This window comes from Burkholderia metallica (assembly GCF_902832845.1).
Lineage (GTDB): Bacteria > Pseudomonadota > Gammaproteobacteria > Burkholderiales > Burkholderiaceae > Burkholderia > Burkholderia metallica.
This window is the reverse complement of sequence record NZ_CADFDB010000001.1, coordinates 1,117,275-1,132,525: the sequence shown is the minus strand read 5'-3', so window position 1 is coordinate 1,132,525 and position 15,251 is coordinate 1,117,275. Positions and strand designations below refer to the sequence as shown.

General features: G+C 67.3%; 15 protein-coding genes. 5 read left to right on the top strand and 10 right to left on the bottom strand.

Going from position 1 to position 15,251, the window contains the following annotated elements; all coding sequences use genetic code 11:
- Nucleotides 1-119: 119 nt before the first annotated feature.
- From HWX08_RS04985 to pdxR, 4 genes are all read right to left on the bottom strand, one after another.
- Nucleotides 120-1,187, bottom strand: a complete 1,068-nt coding sequence (locus HWX08_RS04985; protein ID WP_107312712.1) for an ABC transporter ATP-binding protein — start codon at nt 1,185-1,187, stop codon at nt 120-122.
- Nucleotides 1,180-2,952 carry an ABC transporter permease gene (locus tag HWX08_RS04980; protein ID WP_069259780.1) on the bottom strand — a complete coding sequence of 591 codons (1,773 nt, stop codon included), beginning with the start codon at nt 2,950-2,952 and terminating at the stop codon, nt 1,180-1,182. The genes HWX08_RS04985 and HWX08_RS04980 overlap by 8 nt, the downstream gene beginning before the upstream one ends.
- 100 nt (nt 2,953-3,052) lie before the next feature.
- On the bottom strand, nt 3,053-4,153 hold the full coding sequence (locus HWX08_RS04975; protein WP_069259781.1) for an ABC transporter substrate-binding protein: 1,101 nt from the start codon (nt 4,151-4,153) through the stop codon (nt 3,053-3,055).
- Between the two features lie 219 nt (nt 4,154-4,372).
- Entirely contained in the window at nt 4,373-5,854 is a 1,482-nt protein-coding gene (gene pdxR / locus HWX08_RS04970; RefSeq protein ID WP_174921732.1) for a MocR-like pyridoxine biosynthesis transcription factor PdxR, read from the bottom strand.
- A 101-nt stretch (nt 5,855-5,955) separates the two neighbouring features.
- Between pdxR and HWX08_RS04965 the strand changes: the two genes are divergently transcribed.
- From HWX08_RS04965 to HWX08_RS04950, 4 genes are all read left to right on the top strand, one after another.
- Nucleotides 5,956-7,194: a multidrug effflux MFS transporter gene (locus HWX08_RS04965; RefSeq protein WP_174921733.1), complete on the top strand. Its 1,239-nt coding sequence runs from the start codon at nt 5,956-5,958 to the stop codon at nt 7,192-7,194.
- A 136-nt stretch (nt 7,195-7,330) separates the two neighbouring features.
- Nucleotides 7,331-8,011, top strand: a complete 681-nt coding sequence (locus HWX08_RS04960; protein WP_011355366.1) for a response regulator — start codon at nt 7,331-7,333, stop codon at nt 8,009-8,011.
- A gap of 181 nt (nt 8,012-8,192) precedes the next feature.
- Nucleotides 8,193-9,599: a sensor histidine kinase gene (locus tag HWX08_RS04955; protein WP_174921734.1), complete on the top strand. Its 1,407-nt coding sequence runs from the start codon at nt 8,193-8,195 to the stop codon at nt 9,597-9,599.
- Between the two features lie 625 nt (nt 9,600-10,224).
- Nucleotides 10,225-11,088, top strand: coding sequence for a LysR substrate-binding domain-containing protein (locus HWX08_RS04950; protein WP_244122677.1), 864 nt, complete (start codon nt 10,225-10,227; stop codon nt 11,086-11,088).
- Between the two features lie 38 nt (nt 11,089-11,126).
- On the opposite strand, the gene HWX08_RS04945 is transcribed toward HWX08_RS04950, so the two are convergent.
- Nucleotides 11,127-11,594: a LysR substrate-binding domain-containing protein gene (locus HWX08_RS04945; protein WP_244122676.1), complete on the bottom strand. Its 468-nt coding sequence runs from the start codon at nt 11,592-11,594 to the stop codon at nt 11,127-11,129.
- Here HWX08_RS04945 and purU point away from each other — a divergent pair.
- A complete protein-coding gene (gene purU, locus HWX08_RS04940) occupies nt 11,593-12,459 on the top strand; it encodes a formyltetrahydrofolate deformylase (protein WP_174921736.1) in 867 nt (288 codons plus the stop codon). The genes HWX08_RS04945 and purU overlap by 2 nt on opposite strands.
- 80 nt (nt 12,460-12,539) lie before the next feature.
- Here purU and HWX08_RS04935 read toward each other — a convergent pair whose 3' ends face one another.
- From HWX08_RS04935 to HWX08_RS04920, 5 genes are all read right to left on the bottom strand, one after another.
- On the bottom strand, nt 12,540-13,616 hold the full coding sequence (locus HWX08_RS04935) for an NAD(P)H-dependent flavin oxidoreductase (RefSeq protein WP_174921737.1): 1,077 nt from the start codon (nt 13,614-13,616) through the stop codon (nt 12,540-12,542).
- A gap of 68 nt (nt 13,617-13,684) precedes the next feature.
- The gene (locus tag HWX08_RS04930; protein WP_174921738.1) at nt 13,685-13,837 is read right to left on the bottom strand and encodes a hypothetical protein; all 153 of its coding nucleotides are present in this window, start codon (nt 13,835-13,837) and stop codon (nt 13,685-13,687) included.
- Between the two features lie 141 nt (nt 13,838-13,978).
- A complete protein-coding gene (locus HWX08_RS34565) occupies nt 13,979-14,098 on the bottom strand; it encodes a zinc-binding dehydrogenase (protein ID WP_226261561.1) in 120 nt (39 codons plus the stop codon).
- Nucleotides 14,099-14,230, bottom strand: coding sequence for a hypothetical protein (locus HWX08_RS34560; RefSeq protein ID WP_279610500.1), 132 nt, complete (start codon nt 14,228-14,230; stop codon nt 14,099-14,101).
- A gap of 153 nt (nt 14,231-14,383) precedes the next feature.
- Nucleotides 14,384-15,250, bottom strand: coding sequence for an MOSC domain-containing protein (locus HWX08_RS04920; RefSeq protein WP_174921739.1), 867 nt, complete (start codon nt 15,248-15,250; stop codon nt 14,384-14,386).
- Nucleotide 15,251 lies beyond the last annotated feature (1 nt).

Genomic DNA, 15,251 nt, shown 5'->3' with positions numbered 1-15,251 from the left:
TGAAGCGGATACGGCGCGCAGCATGCCGCGGCGGACGCCCGAAGACGTCCGCCGGACATGCGTGTCGACAGGTGACGGACAGCGCGCAGGTGGCGGGCAATGCGCCCGCCGCGACCGGGTCAGCCCGCTTTCGCGAACGCCCAGCAGTCGTTGGCCGGGAATTCGATCCAGTGCTTGCCGGCCGCGCGCGGCACGTGGCCGAACGCGCGCAGGCGCATCTCGCCGCAATGGAACAGGTATTCCCAGCGGTCGCCGAGATACATCGACGTGACGAGATCGGCCTGCAGGCGGTTCGCGCCCGGGCCGTCGGCGACCTGCACGCGTTCGAGGCGGATCACCGCCTGCGCGTCCTGGCCCGGCGCGAACGTGTCGCGGGCGAGCGCCTGCAGTTCCCAGCCGTCGCCGGCCAGCGTCACGCGTTCGCCGTCGATCGCCGCGACGCGTGCATCGATCCGGTTGTTGCTGCCCATGAACTCGGCCGTGTACAGCGAGCGCGGCGCGCCGTACAGCTCGGCCGGCGTGCCTTCCTGCTCGATGCGGCCGTTGCGCAGCAGCAGGATGCGGTCGGACATCGCCATCGCTTCGGTCTGGTCGTGCGTCACGCACAGGGCCGACAGCCCGAGCGACACAATCAGCTCGCGCAGCCACGCACGTGCTTCCTCGCGCAGTTTCGCGTCGAGGTTCGACAGCGGTTCGTCGAGCAGGATCACCGGCGGGTTGTAGACGAGCGCGCGCGCAATCGCGACGCGCTGTTGCTGGCCGCCCGACAGCTGGTGCGGAAAGCGTTCCGCGAGATGGCCGAGGCCGAGCTGGTCGAGCGCGGCCTGCACGCGGCGCTTCTGTTCGGCCGGGGCGACGCGGCGCAGCTTCAGCCCGTAGCCGACGTTGTCGGCCACGGTGCGGTGCGGCCACAGCGCATACGACTGGAACACGAGGCCGAGCGAGCGCTGTTCGACGGGCAGGTCGACACGTTTCGCGCCGTCGAAGAACACGCGGTCGTCGAGCTGGATACGGCCGTCGGACGGCTGTTCGAGGCCGGCCACCGCGCGCAGCAGCGTGGTCTTGCCGCTGCCCGACGCGCCGAGCAGGCACACGACTTCGCCGGCCTTCAGTTCGAACGACACGCCCTTGAGGATCGGATTGGCGCCGTAGCTGAGATGCAGGTCGTCGACGATGAGCTTATCCATGAAGTTTCACTCCGAAACGCAGGGCCACGCCGAGACCGGCGCCGACCATCGCAATGTTGATGACAGAAAGCGCGGCGACCTGGTCGACGGCGCCGGTCGCCCACAGCGACACGAGCAGCGCGCCGATCACTTCGGTGCCGGGCGACAGCAGGTAGACGGCCGTCGAGTATTCGCGCTCGAAGATCATGAAGATCAGCAGCCATGCCGCGAGCAGGCCGAAACGCACGAGCGGCAGCGTCACGTCGAGCGACACGCGGCTGCGCGTCGCGCCGACGCTGCGGCCCGCTTCCTCCAGTTCCGGGCCGACCTGCAGCAGCGCGCTCTGGATGAGCCGCATCCCGTACGCGAGCCACACGACCGTGTAGGCGATCCAGATGCTCCACATCGAGTTCTTCAGCTCGCGCAGGCCGGGGACGAACAGAAAGATCCACAGGAACGCGAGGCCGGCGAGCAGGCCGGGCACCGCGCGCGGCAGCAGCACGAGATAGTCGAGCAGCTTGGTCGCCCAGTCGGGGCGGCGGTGGCCGGCAAATGCGACGAGCGAGTAGAAGCCGACCGCGAGCGCGCCGCCGATCACGCCGATGCCGAGCGTGTTGACGATCGCGCGCACCAGGTTGTCCTGTTCGAACAGCTCGATGAAGTTCGACAGCGTCAGCACCTCGGCGAGCGCGACGCCTTCGCCCCAGTTGGTCACGAACGCGCGCAGCACGATGCCGGAGATCGGCACGATCACGGTCAGCATCAGCCACAGCGCGACGATCGCGAGCGCGACCCAGCGCCACACGCCGAGCGGCAGCACCGTCGCGCGGCCGGCCTTGCCCTTCACGGTGACGAAGCGGTTCGCCGTTTTCAGCAGGCGGCGCTGCAGCAGCACGAGCGGGAACGTGATCGCGACGATGCACACCGCGACCGCGGCCATCAGGTGGTACGACGGCACGCCGAGCTTGTTGGTCAGCTTGTACAGGTAGGTCGCGAGCACGAGGTGGCCTTCCGGATCGCCGAGCACGAGCGGCAGCCCGAACACCTCGAAGCCGAGGAAGAACACGAGCACGCCGGCGAACAGCAGCGCGGGCATCGTCATCGGCAGGCTCACGTCGAGTGCGACGCGGAACGGGCGGGCGCCCGTCACGCGCGCGGCTTCCTCGACGTCCGAGCCGAGGTTGCGCAGCGCGGCCGACGAGTACAGGTACACGTGCGGCACGTGCGTGAGCCCGACGATCACCGTGATCGCAAAGATCGAGTACACGTTCCAGGGTACGTTCTGCACTCCGAACAGTTCCTTGAACCACACCGAGTAGAAGCCGACCGGGCCCGCCGCGACCACGTAGCCGAACGCGAGCACCATCGGCGACACAAACACGGGCGTGAGCAGCAGCGGTTCGAGCCAGCGGCGGCCGGGCAGGTCGGTGCGCACCATCAGGAACGCGAGGATGCCGCCGAGCGGGATCGAGATGAACAGCATCCCGCCGGCGATGATGAACGAGTTCTTCACGGCCGACCAGAAGTCGGGATCGTGGAAGATGAAGCGGAAGCCTTCGATGCCGAGCGTCTTGTTCGCGTCGAAGAACGGCGCGGACAGCAGGCTCTGGAACAGGATGAAGCCGAGCGGCAGCGCGACCGCGACGGTCAGCACCGCAACGACGATCCAGCGCAGCATGCCGGCGAGCGGCTGCAGGCTGCTGACCGGCAGCGCGGGAATCGTGTCGCGCGGGCCGGCGGTGGGCGGAGCGGTGGGTGCCGTTCCGTGTGTGCTGGTTGAAAGCATGAGTTCGCCCCTGCGGCCATCCGGATGGCCGCCTCAAGGAAGTCGGTAAGGGGAAGGGGCCGCCCGCGCCGAGTGCGGCGGGCGGCCGGCAGTCAGCGGATCAGCGCTTGATCGCCTGCTGCCATTGCTTCAGGAAAGCGAGGCGCTTCGACTGGTCGAGATAGACGAGCAGGCCGGTGCCGATCTGGATCGGCTTCAGCGAATCGCCGAGTTCTTTCGTGAGGCTCGCGGCCGACGTTTCGCCGGTCACGTCCGTGCGGATCGCATACAGGTTCGCCTGGTCCGCGATCAGCGTCTGGCCGCGCTTGGACAGAAGGTAGTCGACCCACAGCTTCGCGGCGTTCGGGTTCTTCGACTTCTTCGAGATCGTCGCGAGGCGGCTCACGATCTGCGTGTAGTCCCTCGGAAACACGTAGCCGATCGACTTGTCCTTCTTCGCTTTCGCGTATGCGTACGAACCGATGATGTTGTAGCCGATCAGGTTCTCGCCCGACGAGATCCGTTCCATCATCGCGCCGGTGCTCGACTGCAGCTTCGGTCCGGTCGCGCCGATCGCCTTCACGAGTTCCCACGTGACCTTCTCGTTCAGGTGCGCGTCCTGCGTCAGCGCGTTGAAGCCGACGCCCGATTTCTCGACGTCGTACGTCGTGACCTTGCCCTTGAACCGGTCGGGTTGCGACGTGAGCAGCTTGATCAGGTCGGCGCGCGTTTTCGGTACTTCGTTCTCGGGGATCAGGCGCTTGTTGTAGACGATCGCGAGCGGCTCGAACGTCGTGCCGTACGCCTGCTTCTGGTACTGCGCCCATTGCGGCACGTTCGCGCTTTCGGGCGAATCGTAGGACGCCATCAGGCCGTCGTTGACGAGCTTGACCTGCAGGTCCATCGCCGAGCTCCACAGCACGTCGGCGCTGGTGCTGCTCGCCGCGTTCTCGCTGATGTAGCGGTTGTACAGCTCGGTGCTGTTCATGTCGTTGTACTCGACCTTCACGCCGTACAGGCTTTCGAAGTCCTTGATCAGCGGGCGCACGAGGCCCGTGTCGGTCGTCGAGTAGACGATCAGCTTGCCTTCCTTCTTCGCGGCGTCGATCACGCCCTGGTAGCTCCCCGGATACCCGGCCGGAACCTGCGCGGCGGCGGCGCCGGCGGCAGTGCCCAGAACGACCGCCAGCATGGCGGCGAGCTGCTTCGGTGCAAACGGCATGTCTTCCTCCAGTTACGTCTAGGTGTTGTTCGAGTGGAGCGGATGTTAATTGCGGCGCACTTTCAGCCCGCTTTCATTTCTGTTCACAATCGTGTCCTTTGGGTCATGGATTTCCCGAAGTCGAAGCGGCGGCGGCCGCGCGTTTCGCGGCGCGCGGCACGATCGGGGCGACGGAAGGAGGCGGGTTGCCGCGGGGCCCGGCAACGAGGGCAAGGGCCGCTATGCGGGCGGCGCGAGCAGCTTGGCGAGCAGCCGGCCGCCATGCCGCGCGTGCGCGGCCGTCAGCGCCGAGTAGCCGACGACGACGCCCGCCTCGCACCGCGCGCTGCGACAGAATGCGCGGATCGGCTGCAATTCGATGCCGGCCGCCCGCGCTTGCGCGACGTACGTGGCGTCGTCCATACCGGGCGGTAGCCGCAGCACGAAATGAAAGCCCGCGTGTTCGCCGGACACCGCGTACCGCCCGAGCGCGTGTTTCGCCAACTGGTCGAGCACGATGTCGCGTCGCTGGCGGTACGCGTGACGCGCGGCGCGCAGGTGCTTCGCAAAATCGCCGTGCGCGATGAAGCGGGCCAGCGCCAGTTGCGGCGCCGCGCCCACCGAGCGCGCGGTCGCATGCCACACGGCCGACAGCGCCGGCCGCAGTTCGGCCGGCACGACCATGAAGCCGATGCGCAGCCCCGAGAACAGCGTCTTGTTGAACGAGCCGCAGTAGATCACGCGATCGCACGCGTCGAGCGATTTCAGCGCCGGCAGCGGGGCGGTCTGGTAGCTGAATTCGCCGTCGTAGTCGTCCTCGATGATCCACGCGCGGTTGCGCTGCGCCCAGTCGAGCAGTTCGAGCCGGCGCGACACCGACATCGTGACGCCGAGCGGCGCCTGATGCGCGGGCGTCACGTAGGCCGCGCGCGCCTCGGGATGCCGGCCAAGCGACGCCGTGTCGATGCCTTCCCGATCGACCGGCACGTCGATCACGGTCGCGCCCGCGATCGTGAAGATCTGCCAGGCCGACACGTAGCCCGGATCTTCCATCAGCACCGTCGAGCCGGGCGCGAGCAGCGTGCGCGCGACGAGATCGATCGAATGCCGGATGCCGGTCGTGATCACGATGTCGCCGGCATTGCACGGGATGCCGCGGTATTCCCGCAGGTACGCGGCGATTTCGTCGCGCAGGGCCTCGACGCCTTGCGCCGGCGTGGCACCGAGGTCGTTCGTGGTCGCGGCGAGCAGACTCGCGCCGAGCGCCTTCTTCCACTGCTGCATCGGCAGCAGGCCGGGATCGGCCAGCCGTGCGACGAACGGCACGCCCGGGCGCACGCCCTGTTCCGGCGCGGCGGCATCGGGCGCCGCCGCAGCGGGTGGGCCGGAACGGGGAAGGCCGGTGTCGCGCGACTGCGCCGCCGCGCGCAGATAGCTGTCCGGCACCACCGCGCACACCCGCGACCCGGACCCTTGCGTGCGGGCGATATAGCCCTCCGAGCCGAGCCGGTCGTACGCCGCCTCGACGGTGCCGCGGGCGACGCCCCAGCGCGCGGCGAGCGTGCGGCTGGACGGCAGCGGGCTGTCGCCGGGCAGCAGGCGCTTCAGGATCGCGTCGCGCAGCGCATCGGCAATGCAGTCCTGCTTCGACTGCGGACTGCCCGTGGACAGCCCGGCCGGGCACGGCAGATCGAGCGGAATCGCGGCTTTGCCTCGCGGCATAGTGGTCTAGTCGGTGGCGGATTTAATGGCCCTTCAGCTTATATCACTTTGACCTTAGATTGCTGACGACCACATCAATCCGACCGGAGACGGGCTTCCCCATGAAAACGCGTTCATTACCCCAGTGGGGCTGGCTGTGCCTGTTGCTGCTCGTCGTGTGCCTGCCGCGGGTCACGATCGATGCGTATCTGCCGTCGCTGCCGGCGATGGCCGACGCGCTGCACGGCACCGACGCGCAGTTGCAGCTCACGCTGACCTTCTACATGGTCGGCTATGCGCTGTCGATGCTGGTGTCGGGGCCGTTGTCCGACCGTTACGGCCGCCGTCCGGTCCTGCTCGGCGGCCTGTGCCTGTACGTGGTCGCGAGCGTCGCCTGCGCGTGGTCGACCAGCATCGCGGCGATCGTCGCCGCACGCATCTTCCAGGCATTGGGCGGCTGCTGCGGAACGGTGATCGGCCGGGTGATCGTGCGCGAGCGCTTCCCGACCGCGATACAGGCCGCGATGCTGGGCCGGATTTCGGCCGGCATGGCGCTGTCGCCGGCGATTGCGCCGATGGCCGGCAGCGCGGTGGCCGAGTGGCTCGGATGGCGCGGCGTGTTCGGCTCGCTGGCGGCGGGCGGGCTCCTCGCGACGGCGATGGTGCTGCGCTACCTGCCCGAGACCCGCGAACGCGACGCGCGGCCAGCGCCGCGCACGGGGCTCCTGCGGACCTACGCGGGCCTGTTGCGCGAACGCCGCTTCCTGCATTACTCGCTCGCGATCAGTTTCGCGTACTGCACGTACTACCCGTTCATCGCGGAATCGTCGACGCTGTTCCAGCGGCAACGGGGCGTATCCGGCCCGATGTATGCCGCCATTTTCGGCCTGACCGTGCTCGGTTATCTGATCGGTTCGAACCTGTTCGCACGGACCGGCACCCGCTGGAAGGCCGATTCGGTCATCGCGGCGGCGGCCGGCGTGAATCTGGCGAGCGCTGCCGTGCTGTGGATTGGCGCTTCGATCGCGCCGGCGTCGGTGGCGGCGCTCGTCGTGCCGATGTTCTTCGTGATGATCGCCGTCGGGATCGCGATTCCCGCTTGCCAGTTCGCGGTGATGCAGCCGTACGCGACGATCGCCGGGACGGCGTCCGGGTTGTTCTTCTTTATCCAGATGGCGATCACGGCCGCGTGCGGCGGCGTGCTGGCGTGGCTGTCGGACGGTACCGCGCGCCCGATGATCGTCGTCACGGCCGGTGCGAGCGTGGCGTTCGTGGCGGTGGCGGTCGGCCTGCGCGAGCGGCGGCGCGCGGGCGACGGTGCGCGCTTCGCGACGCGCAGCGGGGCCGCCGCCGAGCGCTGAGTGCCGAGCGACGAGCGAAGGCCGGCCCGCGCGACGCGTGTCCGCGCCGGCTGTGCAACCCGTGTTTTCCGCGAGGCGTCGCCGTGGAAAGGATCATGTAATGTAGCGGCCTGTCGCTGACCTTACCGGAATCCCCATGCGTGTGCTGCTCGTCGAAGACAATCCGAACCTCGCCCAGTCGCTGAACGACGCGCTGAGCGCGGCGCGCTTCGCGGTCGATCACATGGCGGACGGCGAGGCGGCCGACCACGTGCTGCGCACGCAGGACTACGCGCTGGTGATCCTCGATCTCGGGCTGCCGAAGCTCGACGGGCTGGAAGTGCTGCGGCGCTTGCGTGCACGGCGCAATCCGGTGCCGGTGCTGATCCTGACCGCGCACGGGTCGGTCGAGGATCGCGTGAAAGGGCTCGATCTCGGCGCCGACGACTATCTCGCGAAGCCGTTCGAACTGACCGAGCTGGAGGCGCGCGCCCGCGCGCTGATCCGCCGCAGCCTCGGCCACGAGCATTCGCGGGTCGAGTGCGGGCCGCTTTCGTACGACAGTATCGACCGCAGCTTCCACCTCGCGGGCGAGCCGCTGTCGCTCACGCCGCGCGAGCGCTCGGTGCTCGAAGTGCTGATCCTGCGCAATGGCCGCGCGATCAACAAGGAAACGCTGTCGGAGAAGATCTTCGGGCTCGACGAGTCGGTGAATGCCGATGCGATCGAAATCTACGTGTACCGGCTGCGCAAGAAGCTCGAGAACACGGGCATCGCGATCGTCACGCTGCGCGGGCTCGGTTATCTGCTGGAAGCGAAGGCGGAGACGGCGGAATGAACCGCCGACGCGCTCACGATCCTTGCGCGGGACCGGTGTACGCGTCGACGTGCTGCGCCGGGTCGACACGTTCGCGGCCCGGCCGTCACACGCATGCGATTCGCGGCCGGGCGCGCGGGCGCGCAGCGGTGCGGCGTGCATGCTCCGCTATGCCGCATGGCGCAGCCGGGCGGGGGGCCGAGTGATCCGCCCGAACCTGCGCACGCAGGTTGCGCTGTGGCTGCTGCTGCCGCTGCTCGGCCTGCTCGCGCTCGACTCTTGGCTCACGTACCAGCGCGCGATGAATGCCGCGCACGTCGCGTTCGACCGCACGCTGTCGTCGTCGCTGAAGTCGATCCGCGAAGGCGTGCGGCTCAACGACGGCGAGATCGAGGTCGACCTGCCGTATCTCGCGCTCGAAATGCTCGAATCGAGCGACGGCGGCAAGATCTACTACCTGATCCGCGAAGACAACGGCCACACGATCACCGGCTACCCGGACCTGCCGCTGCCGCAGGGGCGCGACGCGGGCGACGGTGCGCTGTTCGTCACGCGCTACTACGACGTCGTCTATCGCGGCGAGCAGTTGCGGATGGCCGCGCTGCGCATCCCGGTGCACGACGTGCCGACCGCGCAGTCGCGCATCGTGTGGGTGATGGTCGGCGAGACGATCGAGGCGCGCCAGGCGCTCGCGCGCGAGATCCTGGTCGGGTCGCTGCTGCAGGAAGGGCTGCTCGTCGTGCTTGCGCTCGGCATCGTGTGGCTCGGCGTCGGGCGCGGGCTGCGGCCGCTGAACCGGCTGTCGGCGACGGTCGCCGCGCGCAGCGAGGACGATACGACGCCGCTCGAACCCGGCGCGATGCCGAGCGAGCTTGCGCCGCTCGTCGAGTCGATCAACCAGTACATCGGCCGTACGCAGCGCATGCAGGTCGCGCGGCGCCGCTTCTTCGCGGATGCGGCCCATCAACTGAAGACACCGCTCGCGGCCGTGCAGGCCGGTGTCGAACTCGCGCTGCGGCCCGACGAGCAGGCGCGCGCGAACGGGCATCTGCGGCGCGCGAACGGCGCGGTGCGGCAGGCCGCGAAGATCGTCCAGCAACTGCTGTCGCTGTCGCGGCTCGATTCGGACAGCGGCCATGCGGTTGCGCACCGGCCGGTCGCGCTGCACCGGCTCGCGCGCAGCGTGACGCTCGACTGGTCGCCGGTCGCACGCGCGCGCGACATCGATCTCGGTTTCGAGCACGAGGCCGACGTCGACGTGCACGGGCAGCCCGACCTGCTCGGCGAGATGATCGGCAACCTGATCGACAACGCGATCCGCTATGCGGGCGATCGCGCGGTGATCACGGTGCGCGTGTCGCGCGACGGCGAGCATGCGCGGCTCGACGTCATTGACAACGGGCCGGGCGTTCCGGCGGACGAGCGCGACGCGGTGTTCGAGCGTTTTCATCGCGGTAGCAAGACGCAGACGGTCGAAGGGACGGGGCTCGGGCTGTCGATCGTGCGCGAAATCGCGCGCGTGCATCAGGGCAGCGTGACGCTGGCCGATGCGGCGGGGGGCGGGTTGGTCGTGACGGTGAGGCTGCCGGCCTTGCGCGCGGGCGGATAGGAATCTGCTTCGATATATCACCGGGCGGTTCGTGTTGCTGCCGAAGTGCGGGTTTTTCGTTGAGTAATCCTGAATCGAAACAGTTGTCAACATTGTGATTGCGTGTCGACTCCATTCAGATGATCTCGAACGTAGAGTCGACGTCGCGGCCGGAGCCATTGCAACGCTTCCGGCTGCGCTTTTTGCGACGTCCATGAAGCAAGTCACGGTGCTGACGTTCTGATTTCATTTTCCTTTCAAAAGCAAACTCGTCCGTTGCGCAAATCGCTATCATGTCGTCCAAGAATCATTTCGACATCGAGAATGATCATGAGAGACCTTTCAACCGAACCGAGTGTCGCATCGGCAAGTGGGCGGCCGTACCGCGAGGGCATGCGGCGCAAGCGTCCTCGTCGACTGACATTGACTGACGGCGCCTGAGTAGCCGTCCGATTCAATTGTGCCGCGATCGACGGCGCGGGCTTACCGCCCATGTCCGCCGCGGCCCGTTTTCCCGACAGCCAGTCGGCCTTCCGAATCGATGACACGACGGCGTCGCTCGGATGCCCGCGCGAGCCCGGCCGGTCGGCGCGCTTGCGTCTGATCGGCAAGTAAAAAACAAGGGTCAAGAATGGATTTGCAAGCATTGAAGATATTCAAGACCGTTGCAGACGAGGGTGGAATCGCCCGCGCGGCTACCGTGCTGAATCGTGTGCAATCCAATGTCTCGACGCGATTGCGGCAGCTCGAGACGCGGTTGGGCATCCCGCTTTTCTACCGCGTCAATGGTCGCCTCGTCATCACGAACGAAGGGTTGCAACTGCTCGGCTACGCGGAGCGGATGTTGCAACTGGCGGACGAGGCACGCTCGATCGTCAGGGGCGGCGGTGACCCGGTCGGCAAGCTTCGGATCGGCGCGACCGAGGCGACCACCGCCGCACGCCTGCCGCGCATGCTGGCCGATTTCCATCAACGCTATCCGAAGGTCGACATGGCGATCGAAACCGGCTCGATCGAACAGATCATGCACGGTGTGATCGGCCATCGCCTCGACATCGCGCTCGTGCCCGCGCCGGTCGTGTCCGACGAACTTGCCGACGAGGTGGCGTTCGACGAAGAGCTGCTGCTGATCACCGATCACAGTCACCCGGCCATCACCTCGGCCGAAGATCTCCGCGACTGCAGCTTTCTCGCGTTTCGTTCGGACGATTCGCATCGCGCGCGCTTCGAGAGCTGGATGGAGGGCGCCGGGCTCCGGCCGCGGATCGTGCTGGAGTTCGGCGCGCTCGAGGTCATCATCGCATGCGTCGGCGCGGGCATGGGCGTATCGCTGATGCCGCGGTCGCTAATCGAGCGGCGGGACCTGACGAACGTCATCAAGTGCCATGCCGTCGTGCCGGATGTCGCAAGAAACCAGGTGCATCTCGTCTGGCGCAAGGACATCGCCCAGCACGGCGCGCGGGACGCCTTCATCCGCAGCCTCAAGGGGCACCGGCCGCGGGCGTCATAGCGCGCCGGGCTGAGGAGCCGCCCGGGCATTGCGGGGGCTCAGACGTGGACGTGCGACCCGGTTCGGGCGAGGAAGCTTTCCGCGAGCGCGTGGTGATCGGCATGATGCCGGCTGTCGCTACGCCAGATCATCATCGTCCGGCTGGACGCGTATTTTTCCGGCAGAGGGTGGCACTGGATCTGGTCCGTGAAGCCGAGATTCCCGACGACCGCGGCTGGCATAATCGCTGCGCCGAGTCCCGCCGCGACGCAGCCCACGATTACCTCGGACGTGTCGAATTCCAGCATGCGCGGTAGCGGTACGCCGGCTTCCGCCATCCAGCGCTGCAGCCGGCTGCGATACGCGCATCCTTTACGAAAGCCGATGATCCTCGTATTCGCGAGGTCATTCGCAGAACGAATCGATGGATGTTCGAGATCGGTCAGCAGGTGAGGAGGAGGAGACGTCGTGTTGACACAAAGCGAAGCCCGCTCGCCCGACGCCGCGGTGATGACGGTTGCGCCCATGAGCGTCAAATACGTGCTGGCCGCGTCCTGTCCGGTGCAGCGCGGGATGATTCACCGCGTGACGAGTCTGCTCGCGGACCTGGGCGGCCACGTGCTGGATTCGGCGCAGTACAGCGATCCGTCGTCGCAACGGCTGTTCATGCGGATCGTGTTCTCGGTGGACGACGGCGGCGCGACCGAGACGGCGCTGCGTGCGGGCATCGGCCTGCTCGATCGCGAGGCGAACCTGCAGTGGCAGCTGTTCGCCGCGCGGCAGCGTCCCCGCGTACTGCTGATGGCGTCGAAGCTAGGCCATTGCCTGAACGACCTGCTGTTTCGCCACGCGAGCGGCACGCTGCCGGTCGAGGTATGCGGCGTCGTGTCGAATCATCGCGACCTCGCGCGGCTCGTCGACGGCTACAACCTGCCGTTCCATCATTTCCCGCTGCCGGCGCACGCGTCGGCCGACGAGCGCGCGGCGCAGGAGCGGAGCACGCTCGCGCTCGTTGCTGAGTACGACATCGAACTGGTGGTACTCGCACGCTACATGCAGATCCTGTCGGCGGGGTTTTGCGAGGCGCTGAAGGGGCGCATCATCAACATCCATCACTCGTTCCTGCCGAGCTTCAAGGGCGCGCAGCCGTATGGCCAGGCACACGCGCGCGGCGTCAAGCTGATCGGGGCGACCGCGCACTTCGTGACGCGCGATCTCGACGAGGGGCCGATCATCGAGCAGGACGTTACGCGGGTCGATCACGCGTTGTCGCCGGAGGCGCTCGCGACGATCGGCGAGGATGTGGAGTGCTTGGTGCTGGCGCGGGCGGTGAAGTGGTTCGCGGAACGCCGCGTTCTGCCGAACGGTAACAAGACGGTGGTGTTCCGGTAGTTGGAAAAGCAGGCGGCGAATGACGCACGGCCCCGTGAAGGGGCCGTGCGTCATTCGTCGTTGCGATGCGAGCGCGGGGTTCAGCCGAAGATCGTCGCGGTTTCGTCCGCGAGAACGCGTACCAGCGCCGCGGCCGGGATGCCGTCGTCGCGCCTGCGGCTCAGGCCCGCCGCCTGTCCGGCCCACATCGAGATGAAGTCGGTGCGGTTCGCCACGCCCGCCGCCTTGCGGATTTCGGTCGTCAGCGCGTTCTGGATCGGATATGCGGGCACGTGCTGTTCGAACTCGGCCATGCGATGCATGAAGTCGTTGACGATGCCGCGGGCCGGGCGCCCGGTGAAGGTGCGGCTCGTGCGCGTCGACGTGTCGGTGGACTGGCGAATGTGCGTCTTCCAACCCGGATGGATCGGCGATTCGGCGCAGGTCAGGAAGGCCGTACCGAGCTGCGCGGCCTGCGCACCGAGCGTCAACGCGGCGGTGATGCCGCGGCCGTCCATGATGCCGCCCGCGGCAATCACCGGCAGCGACACGGCGTCGGCGATCTGCGGCACGAGCGCGAGCGTGCCGATCATGCTGGCGTCGGGGTGGCCGAGGAAGGTGCCGCGATGCCCGCCGGCCTCGGCGCCCTGCGCGCAGATGATGTCCGCGCCGTTGGCTTCCCACGCGCGGGCTTCGGCGATGTTGGTGGCGGTGCCGATGACGAGGCTGCCCGCGTCGTGCAGGCGCTGGACAGACGGCGCGTCGAGCAGGCCGAACGTGAAGCTCGCCACCGGCACCTTCAGTTCGATGAGCGCCTCGAGTTGCTCCCGGAAATCCTCGCAATACCGTTCGAGCGGCTGCCCCTGCGCGAGGCCGAGCTCGGCGCGGATCGGCTGCAGCCGTTCGAGCGCACTGCGGACCTCGTCGTCGCTCGGCGCGGGCGTGTCGAGTACGAACAGGTTGATCGCGAACGGCTTCGACGTACCGGCGCGGATCGTCCTGACCTGCGAGCGGATCGCGTCAGGGTCGAGGCCGGCCGCGGCCAGCGAACCAAGGCCGCCGGCGTTGGACACTGCGACGACCATTTCGGGCGTCGAGCCGCCATTCATCGGACCTTGCACGATCGGGAGGGCGATTCCGAGCCGTTGGGTCAGGGGAGTGGAAAGCGAGCGTGGCATGGTTCATTCCTCGGAAAGGGAGAAAGAAGACTGGGGAGGTGGATATGCGCTGCGACGGCGTGGCGCCATCAGAACCAGCGGGGCTTGTCGTCGCGCAAGCTCTTTTCTCGACGGCGCGCGGCAGCGCGCTGGTCGGCCTGGTACAGGAGCAGCAATAACTTGTAGAACAACGAACACGCGATCACGACGATGCCGACTGTAATGAGGATGGCGTCCAGCACGAAGGCGTCTCCTTGATCGTTGGCGCGGGGCGCGATGCCGGCGGGTTTAAAGATGCGTATGTTATGAATTTTATTGGGCGCATGGGATGAAAAATGGAGATACGAGGCTTCTCTAAAAGAGAACGGCCGACGCCCCGGCACTCAAGGCTTCAGCAGCAGCTTGCCGATGGACTTGCGGCTTTCCATGTCGGCATGTGCGTGCGCCGCGTCCGCCAGTGGGTATCCGCCGCCGATCCGGATGTTGAGCCGGCTTTCCGCGATTCAGTCGAACAGCCGCGCCGAGCGCGCGCGGAGCAGTTCGGGCGTGTCGATATGATCGAAGAAGGTCGTATAGCCGATCTTGATGCTCTCCGGCAGGCACATGAGGTCGATCAGCCCCGGGCCGCCGAGCACCGGGCCGTATCAGCAGAAGGTTCCCGAGCGGCGCAGCACATCGAGCGATCCCTGGATAGGAACGATCGTTCAATAAAATTGCTGATGGAGAGCCGAAGTCGTGATCTGCCGGACCATGTGCGCGCATGTCCGGCAGTCGTCATGGCGAGTCGATCAATCGCCGAACCCGATCTCCGCTTCCAGCGATTGCCCGATTTCGAGCCACGCCCCCGCGCCGGCGACCACGATCGCGTTGACGCCGAACGTCAGCTCGCCGTTGAAGTTCGGGTTCGCGCGATAGGTCTGCATCGTGTCGGTCGGTTCATGCGGCCACGCGGGATCGGGCGCGCCGGTGACTTGATCGATCGTCGGCATCGGGCAGCGCGTGCACGGCTTCACGAGGCGCAGCCGCACGGGCGTCGCACCTTCCGCGTCGAAATGTTCGACGAAATCCTCTTCGTACGCGTCGAGATCCGACACGACGATGTTAGGACGGAAGCGGTTCATCGGAATCGCCGGTGCGCCTTTCGCGGCGAGCCGTGCGTTCAGGTCGTCGAGCGACGACTGGCCGATCACGAGCAGCGGGTAGCCGTCGGCGAACTGCGTGTGCGTATCGACGTCGCCGGTCCATTTGCGGTTGCAGCCGCGGCGCGCGTCGGCCGCGAAGCGCGCGAGCTTCGTGGGCGTGCCGAGGAATTCGGTGAGCCATGCGGCTGTTTCTGTGCCCGTGTCGATCGCGTCGACGGTGTCGCGCCACACGGTCGCGGCCATTTTCGGCGTGGCGGGCGATACGTCGCCGTCGAGCGGCGTGCGGAGTTCGCGCATGCCCGGCGCGTTCAGCACGAGCGCCTCGCTGTCGAGCGCGGTGCGGATCAGCGCGAGGCGCGGGTGCGTGCGCTGCGTGATCATCTGCCCGGCGGGGTCGGTGATCAGCCAGTGGCGGTCGTACGCGAGGCCCGTTTCGAGCAGTTGCGCGCGCGACAGCGCGATGCCGGCACAGGATTTGATCGGGTAGACGAAGAGTTCGGCGATGGCTGGCATG

Coding starts and splice junctions, on each gene's coding strand:
- HWX08_RS04985 (WP_107312712.1), bottom strand. CDS start 1,187: ATGGATAAGCTCATCGTCGACGACCTGCATCTCAGCTACGGCGCCAAT.
- HWX08_RS04980 (WP_069259780.1), bottom strand. CDS start 2,952: ATGCTTTCAACCAGCACACACGGAACGGCACCCACCGCTCCGCCCACC.
- HWX08_RS04975 (WP_069259781.1), bottom strand. CDS start 4,153: ATGCCGTTTGCACCGAAGCAGCTCGCCGCCATGCTGGCGGTCGTTCTG.
- pdxR (WP_174921732.1), bottom strand. CDS start 5,854: ATGCCGCGAGGCAAAGCCGCGATTCCGCTCGATCTGCCGTGCCCGGCC.
- HWX08_RS04965 (WP_174921733.1), top strand. CDS start 5,956: ATGAAAACGCGTTCATTACCCCAGTGGGGCTGGCTGTGCCTGTTGCTG.
- HWX08_RS04960 (WP_011355366.1), top strand. CDS start 7,331: ATGCGTGTGCTGCTCGTCGAAGACAATCCGAACCTCGCCCAGTCGCTG.
- purU (WP_174921736.1), top strand. CDS start 11,593: ATGAGCGTCAAATACGTGCTGGCCGCGTCCTGTCCGGTGCAGCGCGGG.
- HWX08_RS04945 (WP_244122676.1), bottom strand. CDS start 11,594: ATGGGCGCAACCGTCATCACCGCGGCGTCGGGCGAGCGGGCTTCGCTT.
- HWX08_RS04935 (WP_174921737.1), bottom strand. CDS start 13,616: ATGCCACGCTCGCTTTCCACTCCCCTGACCCAACGGCTCGGAATCGCC.
- HWX08_RS04920 (WP_174921739.1), bottom strand. CDS start 15,250: ATGCCAGCCATCGCCGAACTCTTCGTCTACCCGATCAAATCCTGTGCC.